Raw genomic sequence first — 17,173 nt, forward strand, 5'->3', positions numbered from 1 at the left:
CAAGACGACAACGAAATGGGCACCACTGCTGTCAAGAAGCTGGTGGAAACTCTGGACAGCTACATCCCAGAGCCAGAGCGTGCTATCGACAAGCCGTTCCTGATGCCAATCGAAGACGTATTCTCGATCTCCGGTCGCGGTACTGTTGTGACTGGTCGTGTTGAGCGTGGCATTGTCCGTATCCAGGAAGAAGTTGAGATCGTCGGTCTGCGCGACACTCAGAAAACTACCTGCACCGGCGTTGAAATGTTCCGCAAGCTGCTCGACGAAGGTCGTGCTGGCGAGAACTGCGGCGTACTGCTGCGCGGCACCAAGCGTGACGACGTTGAGCGTGGCCAGGTTCTGGTCAAGCCAGGCACCGTCAAGCCGCACACCAAGTTCACCGCAGAAGTTTACGTTCTGAGCAAGGAAGAAGGCGGTCGTCACACTCCGTTCTTCAAAGGCTACCGTCCACAGTTCTACTTCCGTACAACTGACGTGACTGGTAACTGCGAGCTGCCAGAAGGCGTTGAAATGGTAATGCCAGGTGACAACATTCAGATGACTGTTACCCTGATCAAGACCATCGCGATGGAAGACGGTCTGCGTTTCGCTATCCGTGAAGGCGGTCGTACCGTCGGCGCTGGCGTCGTAGCCAAAGTCATCGAGTAAGTCTCTTTCAGAGTCAGCTTGATGAGTTGAAAAGCCCCCGCTTAGCGGGGGCTTTTTTATTGGGTTGACACCTATCAGGGGCGTCTATAGAATTGCGCCTCCTTTTAACGGGCGTATTGCGCCCGGTGGGAATAGCAGCCGGAGTCTGAAATCCAATGCAAAATCAGCAAATCCGTATCAGGTTGAAGGCTTTTGACCATCGCCTGATCGACCAATCCACCCAGGAAATCGTGGAAACCGCGAAACGTACTGGTGCTCAAGTGCGTGGTCCAATTCCACTGCCTACCCGTAAAGAGCGGTTCACCGTTCTGGTCTCCCCGCACGTCAACAAAGACGCGCGTGACCAGTACGAGATCCGTACTCATAAGCGCGTTCTGGACATCGTCCAGCCAACGGATAAAACCGTTGATGCTCTTATGAAGCTCGATCTTGCGGCCGGTGTGGAAGTGCAGATCAGCCTCGGCTAAGACTCGGTCTTAGTCGTGTAACGCTCTGAAATGGGCGGCCATAGCGGGTGAAAGCCCCGTACACTCATGAGGTTTACAACATGACTATTGGTGTAGTCGGTCGTAAATGCGGTATGACCCGTATTTTCACCGAAGAAGGTGTCTCCATTCCGGTCACGGTCATTGAGATCGAGCCGAATCGCGTCACCCAGTTCAAAACTGAAGAGACCGATGGCTATCGTGCAGTGCAAGTCACTGTCGGCGAGCGTCGTGCTTCGCGTGTAACAGCAGCTCAGGCTGGCCACTTCGCCAAGGCGAACGTTGCCGCTGGTCGTACCGTAATGGAATTCCGCCTTGAAGAAGGCGAGTACCAGGCCGGCGATCTGATCAACGCTGAAATCTTCGCCGCTGGTCAACTGGTTGATGTAACCGGTCAGTCCAAAGGTAAAGGCTTCCAGGGTACGATCAAGCGTTGGAACTTCCGCGGGCAAGATAACACCCACGGTAACTCCGTATCCCACCGCGTTCCAGGCTCTATCGGCCAGTGCCAGACTCCTGGTCGTGTATTCAAGGGCAAAAAAATGTCCGGTCATATGGGCGCTGAGCGCGTGACCGTGCAGTCCCTCGAAGTAGTGCGCGTGGACGCTGAACGCAATCTGTTGTTGGTCAAGGGCGCTGTTCCTGGCGCTACTGGCGGCAACTTGGTTGTACGTCCAGCAGCCAAGGCTCGCGGTTAAGGGGAAGCTGACATGCAATTAAATGTAAATGACGCTCAAGCGATCGAAGTTTCCGAACTGACATTTGGCGGCGAATTCAACGAGACGCTGGTTCACCAAGCAGTCGTGGCCTACATGGCTGGCGGCCGTCAAGGTAGCAAGCAGCAAAAGACCCGTTCCGACGTTTCCGGTGGCGGCAAGCGCCCATGGCGTCAGAAAGGTACTGGCCGTGCTCGTGCCGGTACTATCCGTAGCCCAATCTGGCGTGGCGGCGGTACCACTTTCGCAGCTCGTCCTCAGGATCACTCCCAGAAGCTGAACAAGAAGATGTATCGCGCAGCAATGCGTTCCATCCTTGCTGAGCTGGTGCGTACTGATCGTCTGGTCGTGGTTCAGGACTTCGCTGTTGAAGCACCGAAAACCAAAGATCTGCTGAACAAGCTGAACGGCATGGGCCTGACTGACGTCCTGATCGTGTCTGACGCTGTTGATCAGAACCTGTACCTGGCTGCTCGCAACCTGCCACACGTCGACGTTCGTGACGTGCAGGGTTCCGATCCGGTCAGTCTGATCGCATACGACAAGGTGTTGATCACCGTGTCGGCCGTGAAGAAATTCGAGGAGCTGCTGGGATGAACCAGGAACGCGTATTTAAAGTTCTGCTTGGCCCGCACGTTTCCGAGAAGGCTACGGTTCTGGCAGACAAGAAAGGCCAGTTCGTTTTCAAGGTTGCTACCGACGCAACCAAGCTGGAAATCAAGAAGGCCGTCGAAAGCCTGTTCAGCGTGAAAGTAGAGCGCGTGACTACCCTGAACGTTCTGGGTAAAAGCAAGCGCACTGCTCGCGGTCTGGGCAAGCGTAATGACTGGAAGAAGGCAGTTATCTCCCTTCAGCCAGGCCAAGATCTCGATTTCAGCAGCAGTGCTGAGTAAGGAAGGGGTGCATCATGGCAATCGTTAAATGCAAACCGACTTCCCCTGGCCGCCGTTTTGTGGTCAAGGTGGTCAACCAGGAGCTGCATAAAGGCGCTCCTCACGCACCGCTGCTCGAGAAAAAATCGAAGTCTGGTGGTCGTAACAACAATGGCCGTATTACCACTCGTCACATCGGTGGTGGTCATAAGCAGCATTATCGTCTGGTCGACTTCCGTCGCAACGACAAGGATGGCATCGCTGCCACCGTCGAGCGTATCGAATACGATCCAAACCGTACTGCTCACATCGCTCTGCTGCTGTACGCAGATGGCGAGCGTCGCTACATCATCGCCCCTAAAGGCGTGAGTGCTGGCGACCAGCTGATCGCAGGTGCCCTGGCACCGATCAAGCCGGGCAACGCTCTGCAACTGCGTAACATTCCAGTTGGTAGCACCGTACACGGCATCGAATTGAAGCCAGGTAAAGGCGCACAGATCGCTCGTTCCGCTGGTGCTTCGGCTCAGCTGATCGCTCGTGAAGGTGTCTACGTGACCCTGCGTCTGCGTTCTGGTGAGATGCGTAAAGTACTGGCTGAATGCCGTGCGACCCTGGGCGAAGTCTCGAACTCCGAGCACAGCCTGCGTTCGTTGGGTAAAGCTGGTGCCAAGCGCTGGCGTGGCGTTCGCCCAACCGTTCGTGGTGTTGCCATGAACCCGGTTGACCACCCACATGGTGGTGGTGAAGGTCGTACCTCTGGTGGTCGTCATCCGGTATCGCCATGGGGCTTCCCGACTAAGGGCGCGAAGACTCGTGGTAATAAGCGTACCGACAAAATGATCGTCCGTCGTCGCAAGTAAATAGAGGGATACGACAGTGCCACGTTCTCTGAAAAAAGGTCCTTTTATTGATCTTCACCTACTGAAGAAGATCGAAGTGGCGGCGGAAAAGAACGATCGCAAACCAGTTAAGACCTGGTCGCGTCGTTCGATGATCCTGCCACAAATGGTCGGTCTGACCATCGCAGTACACAACGGTCGCCAACACGTCCCAGTTCTCGTGAACGAAGACATGGTCGGCCACAAACTGGGCGAGTTCGCCGGTACCCGCACATACCGTGGGCACGTGGCTGACAAGAAAGCCAAGCGTTAAGGGGTAAGGAAATGGAAGTAGCCGCTAAGTTGTCGGGCGCTCGAATCTCCGCCCAGAAAGCCCGCTTGGTCGCCGACCAGATCCGCGGGAAGAAGGTGGGCGAAGCGCTCAACCTGTTGGCTTTCAGCAGTAAGAAAGCCGCCGAGATCATGAAGAAAGTGCTGGAGTCGGCCGTAGCCAACGCCGAGCATAACGAAGGCGCAGACGTTGATGACCTGAAGGTCAGCACCGTTTTCGTCAACGAAGGGCGTTCGCTGAAGCGCATCATGCCACGTGCCAAAGGCCGTGCTGATCGCATCGTCAAGCGGTCTTGCCATATCACTGTCAAGGTTGCTGACAAGTAACGGAGTCGAAGAGATGGGTCAGAAAGTACATCCCATTGGCATTCGCCTGGGAATCGTCAAGGAGCACACCTCCGTCTGGTACGCAGACGGTCGGACTTATGCGGACTACTTGTTCGCTGATCTGAAGGTGCGTGAGTATCTCCAAGACAAACTAAAAAGCGCGTCCGTAAGCCGTATCGATATCCATCGTCCGGCGCAGACTGCACGTATCACCATCCACACCGCTCGTCCAGGTATCGTTATCGGGAAGAAAGGTGAAGATGTTGAGAAACTGCGTCAGGACCTGACCAAGCAAATGGGTGTGCCTGTGCACATCAATATCGAAGAGATCCGCAAGCCGGAGCTCGACGGTATGCTGGTTGCGCAGAGCGTAGCTCAGCAGCTGGAGCGTCGCGTAATGTTCCGTCGCGCTATGAAGCGCGCTGTACAGAACGCAATGCGCATTGGTGCCAAAGGCATCAAAATCCAAGTGAGCGGTCGTCTCGGCGGTGCTGAAATCGCACGTACTGAATGGTATCGCGAAGGTCGTGTGCCACTGCACACCCTGCGTGCCGACATCGACTATGCCAACTACGAAGCTCACACCACCTACGGTGTGATCGGTGTAAAGGTTTGGATCTTCAAAGGCGAAGTAATTGGTGGTCGCCAAGAAGAACTGAAGCCACAAGCACCAGCGCCTCGTAAAAAAGCTGCTAAGTAAGGGGTACGCCAAATGTTGCAACCAAAGCGTACGAAGTTCCGCAAGCAGATGACCGGTCACAACCGTGGCCTGGCATTGCGCGGTAGCAAAGTCAGCTTCGGCGAGTTCGCGCTGAAGTCTGTTGCTCGTGGTCGTCTCACCGCTCGTCAGATCGAGTCAGCGCGTCGTGCTCTGACCCGTCACGTAAAACGTGGCGGCAAGATCTGGATCCGTGTATTCCCGGACAAGCCTGTCACCAAGAAGCCACTCGAAGTTCGGATGGGTAAAGGTAAGGGTAACGTGGAGTACTGGGTTGCCCAGATTCAGCCAGGCAAAGTCCTGTATGAAATCGAGGGTGTTTCTGAAGAGCTGGCGCGTGAGGCTTTCGCCCTGGCTGCTGCAAAGCTGCCGCTCGCCACCTCCTTTGTTAAACGGACGGTGATGTGATGAAAGCGAATGAACTTCGTGAAAAATCAGCACAGCAGCTGAACGAGCAACTGCTCGGCCTGCTGCGCGACCAGTTCAATCTGCGTATGCAGAAAGCAACTGGCCAGTTGGGGCAGTCTCATCTGCTCTCGCAAGTTAAGCGTGACATCGCTCGCGTGAAAACTGTGCTCAACCAGCAGGCAGGTAAGTAATCATGGCTGAAGCCGAAAAAACTGTCCGTACGCTGACTGGCCGTGTTGTCAGCGACAAGATGGACAAAACCATCACCGTTCTGATCGAGCGTCGCGTTAAGCACCCGATCTACGGTAAATACGTTAAGCGTTCGACTAAGCTGCACGCGCACGACGAAACCAATCAGTGCCACATCGGCGACAAAGTCACTATTCGTGAAACTCGTCCGATGGCCAAGACCAAGTCTTGGGCGCTGGTTGATGTTCTCGAACGCGCTGTGGAAGTCTAAGGGCTAGGGGTCGGAGAAATTATATGATTCAGACTCAATCCATGCTCGATGTGGCCGATAACAGCGGCGCTCGCCGTGTTATGTGCATCAAGGTGCTGGGTGGCTCCCATCGTCGTTACGCTGGTATCGGTGACATCATCAAAGTTACCGTCAAGGAAGCAATTCCTCGCGGTAAGGTGAAAAAAGGCCAGGTGATGACTGCTGTCGTAGTCCGCACTCGCCATGGTGTCCGTCGTGCTGACGGCTCCATCATCCGCTTTGATGGCAACGCTGCTGTTCTGTTGAACAACAAGCAAGAGCCGATCGGCACCCGTATCTTTGGGCCAGTGACCCGTGAACTTCGTACTGAGAAGTTCATGAAGATCGTCTCGCTCGCCCCAGAAGTGCTGTAAGGAGATCCGACATGCAAAAGATTCGTCGTGACGACGAGATCATCGTGATCGCCGGCAAAGACAAAGGTAAGCGCGGTAAGGTGCTGAAGGTTCTTGCTGACAACCGTCTGGTTGTTGGTGGTCTGAACCTGGTCAAGCGTCATACCAAGCCTAACCCGATGTCGGGCGTACAGGGCGGTATCGTCGAGAAAGAAGCGCCACTGCACGCTTCCAACGTCGCCATCTTCAACGGCGAAACCAACAAGGCTGACCGCGTTGGTTTCAAAGTAGAAGACGGTAAGAAAATTCGTGTCTTCAAGTCGACCCAAAAAGCGGTTGATGCTTGAACACTGCTAGGTAGAAGACCATGGCACGACTAAAAGAGATTTACCGGAAGGAAATCGCACCGAAACTTAAGGAAGAACTTAAGCTTTCGAACGTGATGGAAGTTCCGCGCGTTACCAAAATCACCCTGAACATGGGTCTGGGCGAAGCGATCGGCGACAAAAAAGTCATCGAGCACGCTGTTGCCGACCTGGAAAAGATCACCGGTCAGAAAGTCGTTGTGACTTACGCTCGGAAATCCATCGCTGGCTTTAAAGTCCGTGAAGGTTGGCCGATCGGTGTCAAAGTGACCCTGCGCCGTGAGCGTATGTACGAGTTCCTGGATCGTCTGCTGTCGATCTCCCTGCCTCGGGTTCGCGACTTCCGCGGCCTGAATGCCAAGTCCTTCGATGGTCGTGGCAACTACAGCATGGGCGTTAAAGAGCAGATCATTTTCCCGGAAATCGATTACGACAAGATCGACGCTCTCCGCGGTCTGGACATTACCCTGACCACCACTGCTCGGACGGATGACGAAGGTCGCGCACTGCTGCGCGCTTTCAAATTCCCGTTCCGCAACTGATTGGAGTAGGAAAATGGCCAAGAAGAGCATGAAGAACCGTGAGCTGAAGCGTCAGCTCACCGTTGCCAAGTACGCCACCAAGCGTGCAGCGCTGAAAGCTATCATCGTTGATCTGAACGCAAGTCCAGAAGCGCGTTGGGAAGCTACCGTAGCCCTGCAGAAGCAGCCACGTGACGCAAGCGCCTCGCGCATGCGTAACCGCTGCCGCCTGACTGGTCGTCCGCACGGCGTGTACCGCAAGTTCGGCCTTGGCCGTAACATGCTGCGTCAAGCTGCAATGCGTGGTGACGTTCCAGGTCTGGTTAAAGCCAGCTGGTAAGCACTGTCAAAGTCGCGGCGTTCGGGATCGCAAGATCCTGACCGTCGGTGACCTTGAACATGAATCAAGCCCCTATTGGGGCTTGATTCATTTGTGGGGTGTGTCTAGAATACCCGGCTCGCCTGAGCCCGTGTTTTTATTGCGCGGATGCGCTCGGCGACACGTACTAGCCGAAAGGCTAATTTTTTGTGTATTAGGAGCGTCTAGCCCATGAGTATGCAGGACCCGTTAGCGGACATGCTAACTCGTATCCGTAATGCCCAGATGGCTGAAAAGTCCGTCGTAAGCATGCCATCTTCTACGTTGAAGGTAGCTGTTGCCAAAGTCCTGAAGGACGAAGGTTACATTGCGGGTTATCAGATCAGCAGCGAAATCAAGCCACTGCTGTCCATCGAGCTGAAGTACTTCGAAGGCCGTCCGGTCATCGAGGAAGTGAAGCGCGTTAGCCGTCCAGGCCTGCGTCAGTACAAGTCCGTCGAGGATCTGCCGAAAGTTCGCGGCGGCCTGGGCGTGTCTATCGTCTCCACCAACAAAGGTGTGATGACGGATCGTGCTGCGCGCGCTGCCGGTGTCGGCGGCGAAGTTCTTTGCACTGTGTTCTAAGGGGGGATAAGCATGTCACGCGTCGCTAAGAACCCCGTTAAGCTGCCAGCCGGTGTCGAAGTCAAATTCGCAGGCCAACAGCTTTCGGTGAAGGGTGCCAAGGGCACTCTGCAACTGAACATCCATTCGTCCGTTGAGATCGTTGAAGAAGCTGGTGAGCTGCGTTTCGCTGCTCGCAATGGCGATCAACAGACTCGCGCAATGGCTGGTACCACTCGTGCGTTGGTAAACAACATGGTCCAAGGCGTAAGCCAAGGCTTCGAGCGCAAGCTCCAGCTGGTCGGTGTTGGTTACAAAGCGCAAGCAAAAGGCACAGTGCTGAACCTGGCTCTTGGCTTCTCGCACCCAGTGGATTATGAACTGCCGGAAGGCATCACCGCTGAGACTCCTAGCCAGACCGATATCCTGATCAAGGGCATCGACAAGCAGCTGGTAGGTCAAGTGGCCGCCGAGATCCGCGACTTCCGTCCACCAGAGCCGTACAAAGGCAAAGGTGTGCGCTACGCGGACGAAGTCGTCCGTCGTAAAGAAGCCAAGAAGAAGTAGGGCATAGCAAATGACCGACAAAAAAGTTACTCGACTGCGTCGCGCTCGCAAAGCACGCCTGAAAATGCACGAACTCGAAGTCGTGCGTCTCTGCGTGTTCCGCTCGTCGCAGCACATCTACGCCCAGGTCATTTCGGCCGACGGCAACAAAGTCCTGGCAAGTGCCTCGACTTTGGATAAAGAACTGCGTGATGGCGCCACTGGCAACATCGACGCGGCCACTAAGGTTGGCCAGCTGGTCGCTACGCGTGCAAAAGCCGCTGGCGTCTCGCAGGTGGCTTTCGACCGCTCTGGCTTCAAGTACCACGGCCGCGTCAAGGCGCTGGCTGATGCTGCTCGTGAAGCTGGGCTGGAGTTCTAAGTTATGTCAAATAACGACCAAAAGCGCGACGAAGGCTACATCGAGAAGCTGGTTCAAGTTAACCGCGTAGCCAAAACCGTTAAAGGCGGCCGTATCTTCACTTTCACTGCGTTGACCGTAGTGGGTGATGGTAAAGGCCGTGTTGGCTTCGGCCGTGGCAAGTCGCGTGAAGTGCCTGCTGCGATCCAGAAGGCAATGGAAGCTGCTCGCCGCAACATGATCCAGGTTGATCTGAACGGCACCACTCTGCAGTACGCAATGAAGTCTGCCCATGGCGCTTCGAAGGTGTACATGCAGCCTGCTTCTGAAGGTACCGGTATCATCGCTGGCGGCGCTATGCGTGCTGTCCTCGAAGTTGCTGGCGTTCAGAACGTTCTGGCCAAGTGCTACGGCTCGACTAACCCAGTAAACGTGGTTCACGCCACTTTCAAGGGTTTGAAAGCAATGCAGTCTCCTGAATCCATTGCCGCCAAGCGTGGCAAAAGCGTCAAGGAGATCTTCTGATCATGGCTACCGTAAAAGTTACGCTGATCAAAAGCATGACCGGCCGCATCCCTAACCACAAACTGTGCGTTAAGGGTCTGGGTCTGCGTCGCATCGGTCACACTGTAGAAGTCCTGGATACTCCCGAGAATCGCGGGATGATCAACAAGGCTTACTACATGCTGCGTGTCGAGGGTTAATCGATGAAACTCAATGATCTGAGTCCAGCGCCGGGTTCCCGTCGCGAAAAGCATCGTCCGGGCCGTGGTATCGGTAGTGGTTTGGGCAAGACCGGTGGCCGTGGCCACAAAGGTCAGACTTCCCGCTCCGGTGGCACCATTGCTCCAGGCTTTGAAGGCGGTCAACAGCCGCTGCATCGTCGCCTGCCGAAGTTCGGTTTCGTTTCCCTGAAAGCCATGGATCGCGCAGAAGTGCGTCTGTCCGAGCTGGCCAAAGTGGAAGGCGACATCGTCACCGTGCAGTCCCTGAAGGATGCCAACGTGATCAACCAGAACGTTCAGCGTGTGAAAATCATGCTGTCGGGCGAAGTTGCTCGTGCTGTCACCATCGGAAAGGGAATCGGCGCCACCAAAGGTGCGCGTGCGGCTATCGAAGCAGCTGGCGGCAAGTTCGAGGAATAAATGGCTAAGCAAGGTGCTCTCTCTGCGCTCGGCAAAGGCGGTATGTCTGAACTCTGGGCTCGTCTGCGTTTTCTGTTCCTGGCGATTATCGTCTACCGAATAGGCGCACACATCCCGGTTCCAGGTATCAACCCGGACCGACTCGCGGACCTGTTTCGACAGAATGAGGGGACCATTCTTAGCTTGTTCAACATGTTTTCCGGCGGCGCGCTGGAGCGGATGAGCATCTTTGCACTGGGGATCATGCCGTACATTTCGGCATCGATCATCATGCAATTGATGAGCGCCGTCAGCCCGCAGCTGGAGCAGTTGAAGAAGGAAGGTGAAGCTGGCCGTCGCAAGATCAGCCAGTACACCCGCTACGGCACTGTCGTCCTCGCTCTCGTTCAAGCCATTGGCATGTCCATCGGCTTGGCGGGGCAGGGCGTTTCGTTCACTGCTGACTTCAGCTTTCATTTCGTTGCGGTAACCACTTTTGTGGCAGGCGCGATGTTCATGATGTGGCTGGGTGAGCAGATTACTGAGCGTGGTGTTGGCAACGGTATCTCGATGTTGATCTTCGCAGGTATCGTCGCCGGTCTTCCGAGAGCGATCGGGCAGTCTTTCGAGTCTGCGCGTCAGGGTGATATCAACATTTTCGCCCTGGTTGCCATCGGTCTGCTGGCAGTAGCGATTATCGGTTTCGTGGTGTTCATTGAGCGTGGTCAGCGTCGTATTGCTGTTCACTACGCCAAGCGTCAGCAGGGCCGCAAGGTATTTGCTGCGCAGACCAGCCACTTGCCGTTGAAGGTGAACATGGCCGGCGTAATTCCGGCTATTTTCGCGAGCAGCATCCTGCTGTTCCCGGCTTCGTTGGGTGCCTGGTTCGGCCAGTCTGAAGGTATGGGCTGGTTGCAGGACATCTCGCAGTCGATCGCTCCTGGTCAGCCGTTGAATATTCTGCTGTTTAGTGCAGGGATTATTTTCTTCTGCTTCTTCTATACGGCGTTGATGTTCAATCCGAAAGACGTAGCGGAAAACCTGAAGAAGTCCGGTGCCTTTATTCCGGGCATCCGTCCAGGTGAGCAGTCTGCGCGCTACATTGATGGCGTTCTGACTCGCTTGACCATGTTCGGTGCTCTTTACATGACGGCCGTCTGTCTGTTGCCCCAGTTCCTGGTGGTTGCGGCAAACGTACCGTTCTACCTTGGCGGGACCTCGTTGCTGATCGTGGTCGTGGTTGTGATGGACTTCATGTCCCAAGTACAATCGCACCTCGTTTCGCACCAGTACGAATCCCTGATGAAGAAAGCCAACCTGAAGGGCTACGGCAGCGGCATGTTGCGCTGAGTAGCGTCCATAAGGTTCGAGGAGTTGGTGATGAAAGTTCGTGCATCGGTGAAAAAGCTGTGCCGTAACTGCAAGATTATTCGCCGCGAAGGTGTTGTTCGGGTAATTTGCAGCGCGGAACCGCGTCACAAACAGCGCCAAGGCTGAGTGTGATTGTGCTTTAAGCCCGGCAGCTAGTGCGCTGCCGGGTTGATTATTTGTTATTACAGCGATATTATCTCGCGCCCTATTTCTTGGCTTCCGGGGCGTAGGTAGCTGTCAATTGGAGTCCCACTGAATGGCCCGTATTGCAGGCGTCAACATTCCAGATAACAAGCATACTGTTATCTCGCTGACCTACATCTATGGTGTTGGTCGCACTACTGCACAGAAAATTTGTGCAGTGACTGGGGTCAACCCAGCGGCAAAGATCAAAGATCTGAGCGACGAGCAGATTGAACAGCTGCGTGGCGAAGTGGCGAAGTTCACCACTGAAGGTGACCTGCGTCGCGAAATCAACATGAAAATCAAGCGCTTGATGGACCTCGGTTGCTATCGCGGTCTGCGTCATCGTCGTGGTCTGCCAGTACGCGGTCAGCGTACCAAGACCAACGCGCGTACCCGTAAAGGTCCGCGTAAGCCGATCCGCAAGTAATCGCCCCAGCGAATCGACAGGAATTTAATCATGGCAAAACCTGCTGCTCGTCCTCGTAAAAAAGTTAAAAAGACAGTGGTTGATGGCATCGCCCACATCCATGCTTCTTTTAACAACACCATCGTGACCATTACCGACCGTCAAGGTAACGCTCTTTCCTGGGCTACCTCCGGTGGTTCGGGTTTCCGCGGTTCCCGCAAGTCCACCCCGTTCGCTGCTCAAGTAGCTGCTGAGCGTGCTGGTCAAGCTGCGCTGGAATACGGCCTGAAAAACCTCGACGTCAACGTCAAGGGTCCAGGTCCAGGTCGTGAATCCGCAGTCCGCGCTTTGAACGGCTGTGGCTACAAGATCGCCAGCATCACCGACGTGACGCCAATCCCGCACAACGGGTGCCGTCCGCCGAAGAAGCGCCGCGTGTAATCCAGGAGATTGTAAAGAATGGCTCGTTACATTGGTCCAAAATGCAAACTCGCTCGTCGCGAAGGCACCGATCTTTTTCTGAAGAGCGGCGTGCGCGCGATCGAATCGAAGTGCAACATTGAAGCAGCACCTGGTATCCACGGCCAACGCCGCGGTCGCCAGTCCGACTACGGCACCCAACTGCGTGAAAAGCAGAAGGTCCGTCGTATCTACGGCGTTCTCGAGCGTCAATTCAGCGGCTACTACAAAGAAGCCGCTGGCAAGAAAGGCGCAACCGGCGAAAACCTGTTGCAGCTGCTCGAATGCCGCCTGGACAACGTTGTATACCGTATGGGTTTCGGTTCTACTCGTGCCGAATCTCGTCAGCTGGTATCGCACAAGTCGATCAGCGTTAACGGTCAGACCGTAAACGTTCCGTCCTACCAGGTTCGTGCTGGTGACGTGGTTGCTGTTCGCGAGAAAGCAAAGAACCAACTTCGCATTGTCCAAGCTCTCGATCTGTGTGCCCAACGTGGCCGCGTAGAATGGGTAGAAGTAGACACTGAGAAGAAGTCGGGCGTTTTCAAGAACGTTCCTGCTCGCAGTGATCTGTCCGCCGACATCAACGAAAGCCTGATTGTCGAGCTCTACTCCAAGTAAGGGCTAGAAAATAGGTGCATCCATGCAGATTTCGGTAAATGAGTTCCTGACACCCCGCCATATTGATGTGCAGGTTGTCAGTCCAACCCGCGCCAAGATCACACTCGAGCCTCTCGAGCGTGGTTTCGGCCACACCCTGGGCAACGCGCTGCGCCGCATCCTGTTGTCCTCAATGCCCGGCTGTGCAGTAGTCGAGGCCGAGATTGACGGTGTGCTCCATGAGTACAGCGCCATCGAAGGTGTACAGGAAGACGTAATTGAAATCCTGTTGAACCTGAAAGGTCTGGCTATCAAGCTGCACGGTCGTGACGAAGTTACGCTGACCTTGTCGAAGAAGGGTTCGGGGGTGGTTACCGCTGCCGATATTCAGCTGGATCATGATGTCGAGATCGTTAACCCCGATCACGTAATCGCTAACCTGGCGTCTAACGGCGCCCTGAACATGAAGCTCACCGTAGCTCGTGGTCGTGGTTATGAACCGGCAGACTCGCGTCAGAGCGATGAAGACGAAAGCCGCAGCATCGGTCGCTTGCAGCTTGACTCTTCGTTCAGCCCAGTACGCCGTATCGCATACGTGGTGGAAAACGCCCGTGTCGAACAGCGTACCAACCTGGACAAGCTGGTTATTGATCTGGAAACCAACGGTACCCTGGATCCTGAAGAGGCTATCCGCCGTGCTGCAACCATCCTGCAACAGCAGTTGGCTGCGTTCGTCGACCTCAAGGGTGACAGTGAGCCAGTGGTTGTCGAGCAGGAAGACGAGATCGATCCGATCCTGCTTCGCCCGGTTGACGATCTGGAACTGACTGTACGTTCGGCTAACTGCCTTAAGGCGGAAAACATCTACTACATCGGCGACCTGATTCAGCGTACCGAAGTAGAGCTGTTGAAGACTCCGAACCTTGGCAAGAAATCCTTGACTGAAATCAAGGACGTTCTGGCCTCCCGCGGTCTGTCCCTCGGCATGCGCCTCGACAACTGGCCGCCTGCAAGTCTTAAGAAGGACGACAAGGCGACTGCCTGATCGTCGTAATCACCGAACGTTGTGTTTGGTAAGGAATGAACCATGCGTCATCGTAAAAGTGGTCGTCACCTGAGCCGCACCAGCTCGCACCGCAAGGCCATGTTCCAAAACATGGCGGTGTCGCTGTTCGAGCACGAGCTGATCAAAACTACACTGCCGAAAGCCAAAGAACTGCGTCGCGTTGCTGAGCCGCTGATCACTCTGGCCAAGACAGATAGCCTGGCTAACCGCCGTCTGGCTTTCGACCGTACTCGTTCGAAAGCTATCGTTGGTAAGCTCTTCAACGACCTGGGCAAGCGTTACGCTACCCGTGAGGGTGGCTACCTGCGCATCCTCAAGTGCGGTTTCCGCGCTGGCGACAACGCGCCTATGGCGTACGTCGAGTTGGTTGATCGTGCTACCAGCGGCGAAGCTGTATCCGCTGAGTAAGTCGGCAACATACAAAAAACCGGGCCTCGTGCCCGGTTTTTTGTGCCTGGTAGAAAAGCAGAAACACCGTTTCGTCAGGTTTCGCTATCGGCAAGTCTTCACATTTAGATAATAACTATCGATGTCCATGATTTAATGAATTTGGATACTGTCATTAACATGATCAATACTCCTTTCCAGCCGATTAGCCGGCAGTTCGAAGACCGACCTAGGAAGATTGAGCATGAGCCAGACCAAAACGCTTACGACCGCCAGTGGCGCTCCTGTCGCCGATAACCAGAACTCTCGCTCCGCCGGCCCGCGCGGCCCGCTGCTGCTCGACGATTTCCACCTGATCGAGAAACTCGCCCACTTCAACCGCGAAAATATTCCTGAACGCCGTGTGCACGCCAAAGGCTCGGGCGCCTACGGTACATTTACCGTGACCCGGGATATCACGCAGTACACCAGCGCCAAGTTGTTCGACACAGTCGGCAAGCAAACCCCAACTTTCCTGCGGTTCTCCACCGTGGGCGGTGAGCGTGGTTCTGCCGACACCGAACGCGATCCGCGCGGTTTCGCCCTGAAGTTCTACACCGAGGAAGGCAACTGGGACATCGTCGGCAACAACACCCCGGTATTCTTCATCCGTGATCCGTTGAAATTTCCAGACTTCATCCACACCCAGAAACGTCTGCCGCAAAGCAATCTGAAAAGCGCCCAGGCGATGTGGGATTTCTGGTCGCATTCGCCTGAGGCGTTGCACCAGGTCACCATTCTGTTTTCCGATCGCGGTATCCCGGATGGCTACCGCCACATGCACGGCTTCGGCAGTCATACCTACAGCCTGATCAACGCACAGGGTGAGCGCCACTGGGTGAAGTGGCACTACAAGACCCAGCAAGGGATCAAGAACCTCGCGCCGGCAGAGGCAGCACGCCTGGCGGGGACGGACCCGGATTACGCCCAGCGTGACTTGTTCAGCGCCATCGAGCGCGGTGACTTCCCGAAATGGAGCGTTTGCATCCAGGTCATGACCGAAGCCCAGGCCGCAGCCCATTACGAGAATCCGTTCGACGTCACCAAGACCTGGTCGCAGAAAGAGTTTCCGCTGATCGAAGTCGGTGTGCTCGAGCTCAACCGCAACCCGCTGAATTACTTTGCTGAAGTCGAGCAAGCGGCGTTTGGCCCTAGCAACATGGTGCCAGGGGTTGGCCTCTCGCCGGACCGCATGCTGCAGGGCCGTGTCTTCGCCTACGCTGATGCGCATCGCTACCGTGTGGGCACCAATCACCAGCAATTGCCGGTGAATGCGCCGCGCAGTCCGGTCAATACCTATCAGCGCGACGGTGCCATGGCGTTTGGCAGCAATGGCGGGGCGGCACCGAACTACGAGCCTAACAGCTACGTGGAAGCGCCGAAGCAAGCCCCGCGTTACGCAGAACCTGCACTGGCTCTCAGTGGCGCGGCGGACCGTTACGATCATCGCGAAGACACCGACTACTACAGCCACGCCGGTGCGCTGTTCCGCTTGATGAGCGATGAGCAGAAGGCGCTGTTGATCAGCAATATCGCCGGTGCAATGGCAGGCGTGTCGGCAGATGTGGTTGACCGTCAGCTGCAGCATTTCTTCAAGGCCGATGTTGCCTATGGAGAGGGCATCGCAAAAGCCTTGGGTGTAGCGCTTAACTAAGTCTAAACGAGAAGCAGAACCGCCCTCATTTGGGTGGTTTTTGCGTTATTTAACCTGGTTTTCTCGGATTTTCTTCGCTTTTGTAGCGTTGAGACAGTGACCTTGCGCTCAGCTTGGTTCAAACTACAACCTTTAAGAGCTTGTGGAGATGTAGGGCGATGCAAGGTCACCCAGACGTAATCGATTACCTCAACACGTTGCTGACAGGCGAACTGGCAGCCCGTGATCAATATTTCATCCATTCGCGGATGTACGAGGATTGGGGTTTTACCGAGCTCTACGAACGTATCAACCACGAGATGGAAGAAGAGACCCAGCACGCCGATGCGCTGATGCGCCGGATCCTGATGCTTGAAGGCACGCCACGCATGCGTGCCGATGACCTCGACGTCGGTACCACGGTGCCCGACATGCTCGCCGCTGACCTGCGCCTGGAATACAAAGTCCGCGCCGCACTGTGCAAAGGCATCGAGCTCTGCGAGCAGCACAACGACTACGTGACCCGCGAGATCCTGCGGATCCAGCTTAACGACACCGAAGAAGACCATACCTACTGGCTGGAGAAGCAGTTGGGACTGATCAAGCTGATCGGGTTGGAAAACTACCTGCAATCGCAATTCTGATTGCTGGGAAAGGGAAGGCAGAGCGTCCCAAGCTGCGTGCCCACGCAGAGCGTCACTAGTGTCCGGTAAAATCTTTTCAGAGCTGAAGGTTACCTTGGGTAGCCTTCAGCTCTGTTTGCTTCTGCCTTCGGTCTTCAAGGCGTTCGATGCTCAATGGGCGTTCGAACAAGCTGTGGGTCAGCCTAATAGCAAAGTCTGAAATAGGCCCCGAACATCCTGAGCGGTGCTGATAAAGGTGCAGCAAAAGGTAGGTAATCAAGGCGCTGTAGATCTGCAGACGAACGGCATTTTCGGAGAAGCCGAAATATCGTTTTAACTTGAGGTTTTGCTTGATCCACTTGAAAAACAACTCGATCTGCCAACGTT

The 17,173-nt window shown here is 55.2% G+C and carries 32 protein-coding genes; 31 read left to right on the forward strand and 1 reads right to left on the reverse strand.

All coding sequences use genetic code 11. The features are described from left to right. The 31 genes from BLU76_RS30010 to bfr form a co-directional block, all read left to right on the forward strand. Window positions 1–651 (forward strand): EF-Tu C-terminal domain-related protein (locus tag BLU76_RS30010; protein WP_139209667.1); only part of this gene is annotated, 651 nt, incomplete at its 5' end. 155 nt (window positions 652–806) lie between these two features. Next, window positions 807–1,118 (forward strand): 30S ribosomal protein S10, encoded by a 312-nt coding sequence (rpsJ, locus tag BLU76_RS30015; protein ID WP_003186070.1) that lies wholly within the window; start codon window positions 807–809, stop codon window positions 1,116–1,118. A gap of 80 nt (window positions 1,119–1,198) precedes the next feature. After that, window positions 1,199–1,834, forward strand: a complete 636-nt coding sequence (gene rplC / locus BLU76_RS30020) for a 50S ribosomal protein L3 (protein WP_003186059.1) — start codon at window positions 1,199–1,201, stop codon at window positions 1,832–1,834. Between the two features lie 12 nt (window positions 1,835–1,846). After that, window positions 1,847–2,449 (forward strand): 50S ribosomal protein L4, encoded by a 603-nt coding sequence (gene rplD, locus BLU76_RS30025; RefSeq protein WP_003186057.1) that lies wholly within the window; start codon window positions 1,847–1,849, stop codon window positions 2,447–2,449. Beyond that, complete coding sequence (rplW, locus tag BLU76_RS30030) at window positions 2,446–2,745, forward strand: 50S ribosomal protein L23 (protein ID WP_002555488.1); 300 nt, start codon at window positions 2,446–2,448, stop codon at window positions 2,743–2,745. Before rplD ends, rplW begins: the two co-directional genes overlap by 4 nt. Before the next feature lie 14 nt (window positions 2,746–2,759). After that, on the forward strand, window positions 2,760–3,584 hold the full coding sequence (gene rplB, locus BLU76_RS30035) for a 50S ribosomal protein L2 (protein WP_003186055.1): 825 nt from the start codon (window positions 2,760–2,762) through the stop codon (window positions 3,582–3,584). Window positions 3,585–3,600: 16 nt separating this feature from the next. Further along, on the forward strand, window positions 3,601–3,876 hold the full coding sequence (rpsS, locus tag BLU76_RS30040; protein WP_002555486.1) for a 30S ribosomal protein S19: 276 nt from the start codon (window positions 3,601–3,603) through the stop codon (window positions 3,874–3,876). A gap of 11 nt (window positions 3,877–3,887) precedes the next feature. Beyond that, the gene (gene rplV, locus BLU76_RS30045; protein WP_003103908.1) at window positions 3,888–4,220 is read left to right on the forward strand and encodes a 50S ribosomal protein L22; all 333 of its coding nucleotides are present in this window, start codon (window positions 3,888–3,890) and stop codon (window positions 4,218–4,220) included. A gap of 13 nt (window positions 4,221–4,233) precedes the next feature. Beyond that, complete coding sequence (rpsC, locus tag BLU76_RS30050) at window positions 4,234–4,920, forward strand: 30S ribosomal protein S3 (protein ID WP_003176422.1); 687 nt, start codon at window positions 4,234–4,236, stop codon at window positions 4,918–4,920. Between the two features lie 12 nt (window positions 4,921–4,932). Beyond that, window positions 4,933–5,346 (forward strand): 50S ribosomal protein L16, encoded by a 414-nt coding sequence (gene rplP, locus BLU76_RS30055; RefSeq protein ID WP_003186052.1) that lies wholly within the window; start codon window positions 4,933–4,935, stop codon window positions 5,344–5,346. Continuing rightward, complete coding sequence (gene rpmC / locus BLU76_RS30060) at window positions 5,346–5,537, forward strand: 50S ribosomal protein L29 (RefSeq protein WP_002555481.1); 192 nt, start codon at window positions 5,346–5,348, stop codon at window positions 5,535–5,537. The genes rplP and rpmC overlap by 1 nt, the downstream gene beginning before the upstream one ends. Window positions 5,538–5,539: 2 nt before the next feature. Next, window positions 5,540–5,806, forward strand: coding sequence for a 30S ribosomal protein S17 (rpsQ, locus tag BLU76_RS30065; protein WP_003194644.1), 267 nt, complete (start codon window positions 5,540–5,542; stop codon window positions 5,804–5,806). Window positions 5,807–5,829: 23 nt separating this feature from the next. Then, a complete protein-coding gene (gene rplN, locus BLU76_RS30070; protein WP_002555479.1) occupies window positions 5,830–6,198 on the forward strand; it encodes a 50S ribosomal protein L14 in 369 nt (122 codons plus the stop codon). An 11-nt stretch (window positions 6,199–6,209) separates the two neighbouring features. Then, the gene (gene rplX / locus BLU76_RS30075; RefSeq protein ID WP_003186046.1) at window positions 6,210–6,524 is read left to right on the forward strand and encodes a 50S ribosomal protein L24; all 315 of its coding nucleotides are present in this window, start codon (window positions 6,210–6,212) and stop codon (window positions 6,522–6,524) included. A 20-nt stretch (window positions 6,525–6,544) separates the two neighbouring features. Next, window positions 6,545–7,084, forward strand: a complete 540-nt coding sequence (rplE, locus tag BLU76_RS30080) for a 50S ribosomal protein L5 (protein ID WP_003186044.1) — start codon at window positions 6,545–6,547, stop codon at window positions 7,082–7,084. 13 nt (window positions 7,085–7,097) lie between these two features. Further along, complete coding sequence (gene rpsN, locus BLU76_RS30085) at window positions 7,098–7,403, forward strand: 30S ribosomal protein S14 (protein WP_003186042.1); 306 nt, start codon at window positions 7,098–7,100, stop codon at window positions 7,401–7,403. Window positions 7,404–7,613: 210 nt separating this feature from the next. Next, window positions 7,614–8,006 (forward strand): 30S ribosomal protein S8, encoded by a 393-nt coding sequence (rpsH, locus tag BLU76_RS30090; protein WP_017848802.1) that lies wholly within the window; start codon window positions 7,614–7,616, stop codon window positions 8,004–8,006. Window positions 8,007–8,018: 12 nt separating this feature from the next. Next, window positions 8,019–8,552 carry a 50S ribosomal protein L6 gene (rplF, locus tag BLU76_RS30095; protein ID WP_003186039.1) on the forward strand — a complete coding sequence of 178 codons (534 nt, stop codon included), beginning with the start codon at window positions 8,019–8,021 and terminating at the stop codon, window positions 8,550–8,552. A gap of 10 nt (window positions 8,553–8,562) precedes the next feature. Continuing rightward, window positions 8,563–8,913, forward strand: coding sequence for a 50S ribosomal protein L18 (rplR, locus tag BLU76_RS30100; RefSeq protein ID WP_003186037.1), 351 nt, complete (start codon window positions 8,563–8,565; stop codon window positions 8,911–8,913). Between the two features lie 3 nt (window positions 8,914–8,916). Next, on the forward strand, window positions 8,917–9,417 hold the full coding sequence (gene rpsE, locus BLU76_RS30105; protein ID WP_003186035.1) for a 30S ribosomal protein S5: 501 nt from the start codon (window positions 8,917–8,919) through the stop codon (window positions 9,415–9,417). A 2-nt stretch (window positions 9,418–9,419) separates the two neighbouring features. Then, the gene (rpmD, locus tag BLU76_RS30110; RefSeq protein WP_003186033.1) at window positions 9,420–9,596 is read left to right on the forward strand and encodes a 50S ribosomal protein L30; all 177 of its coding nucleotides are present in this window, start codon (window positions 9,420–9,422) and stop codon (window positions 9,594–9,596) included. Between the two features lie 3 nt (window positions 9,597–9,599). Then, window positions 9,600–10,037, forward strand: a complete 438-nt coding sequence (rplO, locus tag BLU76_RS30115; RefSeq protein ID WP_063324140.1) for a 50S ribosomal protein L15 — start codon at window positions 9,600–9,602, stop codon at window positions 10,035–10,037. Next, entirely contained in the window at window positions 10,038–11,366 is a 1,329-nt protein-coding gene (gene secY, locus BLU76_RS30120) for a preprotein translocase subunit SecY (RefSeq protein ID WP_003186029.1), read from the forward strand. It abuts the gene before it with no gap. Between the two features lie 30 nt (window positions 11,367–11,396). After that, entirely contained in the window at window positions 11,397–11,513 is a 117-nt protein-coding gene (gene rpmJ, locus BLU76_RS30125; protein WP_002555468.1) for a 50S ribosomal protein L36, read from the forward strand. Between the two features lie 130 nt (window positions 11,514–11,643). Then, entirely contained in the window at window positions 11,644–12,000 is a 357-nt protein-coding gene (gene rpsM / locus BLU76_RS30130; protein WP_003186020.1) for a 30S ribosomal protein S13, read from the forward strand. A 30-nt stretch (window positions 12,001–12,030) separates the two neighbouring features. Beyond that, complete coding sequence (gene rpsK / locus BLU76_RS30135) at window positions 12,031–12,420, forward strand: 30S ribosomal protein S11 (RefSeq protein WP_002555466.1); 390 nt, start codon at window positions 12,031–12,033, stop codon at window positions 12,418–12,420. An 18-nt stretch (window positions 12,421–12,438) separates the two neighbouring features. After that, on the forward strand, window positions 12,439–13,059 hold the full coding sequence (gene rpsD / locus BLU76_RS30140) for a 30S ribosomal protein S4 (protein WP_003176404.1): 621 nt from the start codon (window positions 12,439–12,441) through the stop codon (window positions 13,057–13,059). A gap of 22 nt (window positions 13,060–13,081) precedes the next feature. After that, window positions 13,082–14,083, forward strand: coding sequence for a DNA-directed RNA polymerase subunit alpha (gene rpoA / locus BLU76_RS30145; protein ID WP_003186012.1), 1,002 nt, complete (start codon window positions 13,082–13,084; stop codon window positions 14,081–14,083). A gap of 42 nt (window positions 14,084–14,125) precedes the next feature. Continuing rightward, on the forward strand, window positions 14,126–14,512 hold the full coding sequence (gene rplQ / locus BLU76_RS30150; RefSeq protein WP_003186009.1) for a 50S ribosomal protein L17: 387 nt from the start codon (window positions 14,126–14,128) through the stop codon (window positions 14,510–14,512). Between the two features lie 223 nt (window positions 14,513–14,735). Next, the gene (locus BLU76_RS30155; protein WP_092225720.1) at window positions 14,736–16,184 is read left to right on the forward strand and encodes a catalase; all 1,449 of its coding nucleotides are present in this window, start codon (window positions 14,736–14,738) and stop codon (window positions 16,182–16,184) included. Between the two features lie 158 nt (window positions 16,185–16,342). Then, on the forward strand, window positions 16,343–16,807 hold the full coding sequence (gene bfr / locus BLU76_RS30160; protein WP_014340470.1) for a bacterioferritin: 465 nt from the start codon (window positions 16,343–16,345) through the stop codon (window positions 16,805–16,807). Between the two features lie 76 nt (window positions 16,808–16,883). Here the strand turns inward: bfr and BLU76_RS32480 are convergent. After that, window positions 16,884–17,173, reverse strand: a 290-nt coding sequence (locus tag BLU76_RS32480) for a transposase (protein ID WP_218190250.1), incomplete at its 5' end; no start/stop codon positions are given.

Source organism: Pseudomonas sp. NFACC08-1 (genome assembly GCF_900106735.1).
Lineage (GTDB): Bacteria > Pseudomonadota > Gammaproteobacteria > Pseudomonadales > Pseudomonadaceae > Aquipseudomonas > Aquipseudomonas fluorescens_Q.

Excerpts from the sequence above, each read along its gene's own strand:
- bfr (WP_014340470.1), top strand. The coding sequence starts at position 16,343 with ATGCAAGGTCACCCAGACGTAATCGATTACCTCAACACGTTGCTGACA.
- rplD (WP_003186057.1), top strand. The coding sequence starts at position 1,847 with ATGCAATTAAATGTAAATGACGCTCAAGCGATCGAAGTTTCCGAACTG.
- rplO (WP_063324140.1), top strand. The coding sequence starts at position 9,600 with ATGAAACTCAATGATCTGAGTCCAGCGCCGGGTTCCCGTCGCGAAAAG.
- rplB (WP_003186055.1), top strand. The coding sequence starts at position 2,760 with ATGGCAATCGTTAAATGCAAACCGACTTCCCCTGGCCGCCGTTTTGTG.
- rpsK (WP_002555466.1), top strand. The coding sequence starts at position 12,031 with ATGGCAAAACCTGCTGCTCGTCCTCGTAAAAAAGTTAAAAAGACAGTG.
- rpsC (WP_003176422.1), top strand. The coding sequence starts at position 4,234 with ATGGGTCAGAAAGTACATCCCATTGGCATTCGCCTGGGAATCGTCAAG.
- rplP (WP_003186052.1), top strand. The coding sequence starts at position 4,933 with ATGTTGCAACCAAAGCGTACGAAGTTCCGCAAGCAGATGACCGGTCAC.
- rplW (WP_002555488.1), top strand. The coding sequence starts at position 2,446 with ATGAACCAGGAACGCGTATTTAAAGTTCTGCTTGGCCCGCACGTTTCC.
- rplV (WP_003103908.1), top strand. The coding sequence starts at position 3,888 with ATGGAAGTAGCCGCTAAGTTGTCGGGCGCTCGAATCTCCGCCCAGAAA.
- rpsE (WP_003186035.1), top strand. The coding sequence starts at position 8,917 with ATGTCAAATAACGACCAAAAGCGCGACGAAGGCTACATCGAGAAGCTG.
- rpsQ (WP_003194644.1), top strand. The coding sequence starts at position 5,540 with ATGGCTGAAGCCGAAAAAACTGTCCGTACGCTGACTGGCCGTGTTGTC.
- rplE (WP_003186044.1), top strand. The coding sequence starts at position 6,545 with ATGGCACGACTAAAAGAGATTTACCGGAAGGAAATCGCACCGAAACTT.
- rplC (WP_003186059.1), top strand. The coding sequence starts at position 1,199 with ATGACTATTGGTGTAGTCGGTCGTAAATGCGGTATGACCCGTATTTTC.
- BLU76_RS30155 (WP_092225720.1), top strand. The coding sequence starts at position 14,736 with ATGAGCCAGACCAAAACGCTTACGACCGCCAGTGGCGCTCCTGTCGCC.
- rplQ (WP_003186009.1), top strand. The coding sequence starts at position 14,126 with ATGCGTCATCGTAAAAGTGGTCGTCACCTGAGCCGCACCAGCTCGCAC.
- rpsM (WP_003186020.1), top strand. The coding sequence starts at position 11,644 with ATGGCCCGTATTGCAGGCGTCAACATTCCAGATAACAAGCATACTGTT.
- rpsD (WP_003176404.1), top strand. The coding sequence starts at position 12,439 with ATGGCTCGTTACATTGGTCCAAAATGCAAACTCGCTCGTCGCGAAGGC.
- rpmD (WP_003186033.1), top strand. The coding sequence starts at position 9,420 with ATGGCTACCGTAAAAGTTACGCTGATCAAAAGCATGACCGGCCGCATC.
- rpsN (WP_003186042.1), top strand. The coding sequence starts at position 7,098 with ATGGCCAAGAAGAGCATGAAGAACCGTGAGCTGAAGCGTCAGCTCACC.
- rpmJ (WP_002555468.1), top strand. The coding sequence starts at position 11,397 with ATGAAAGTTCGTGCATCGGTGAAAAAGCTGTGCCGTAACTGCAAGATT.
- rplF (WP_003186039.1), top strand. The coding sequence starts at position 8,019 with ATGTCACGCGTCGCTAAGAACCCCGTTAAGCTGCCAGCCGGTGTCGAA.
- rpoA (WP_003186012.1), top strand. The coding sequence starts at position 13,082 with ATGCAGATTTCGGTAAATGAGTTCCTGACACCCCGCCATATTGATGTG.
- rpsH (WP_017848802.1), top strand. The coding sequence starts at position 7,614 with ATGAGTATGCAGGACCCGTTAGCGGACATGCTAACTCGTATCCGTAAT.
- rpsJ (WP_003186070.1), top strand. The coding sequence starts at position 807 with ATGCAAAATCAGCAAATCCGTATCAGGTTGAAGGCTTTTGACCATCGC.
- rpmC (WP_002555481.1), top strand. The coding sequence starts at position 5,346 with ATGAAAGCGAATGAACTTCGTGAAAAATCAGCACAGCAGCTGAACGAG.
- rplN (WP_002555479.1), top strand. The coding sequence starts at position 5,830 with ATGATTCAGACTCAATCCATGCTCGATGTGGCCGATAACAGCGGCGCT.
- secY (WP_003186029.1), top strand. The coding sequence starts at position 10,038 with ATGGCTAAGCAAGGTGCTCTCTCTGCGCTCGGCAAAGGCGGTATGTCT.
- rplR (WP_003186037.1), top strand. The coding sequence starts at position 8,563 with ATGACCGACAAAAAAGTTACTCGACTGCGTCGCGCTCGCAAAGCACGC.
- rplX (WP_003186046.1), top strand. The coding sequence starts at position 6,210 with ATGCAAAAGATTCGTCGTGACGACGAGATCATCGTGATCGCCGGCAAA.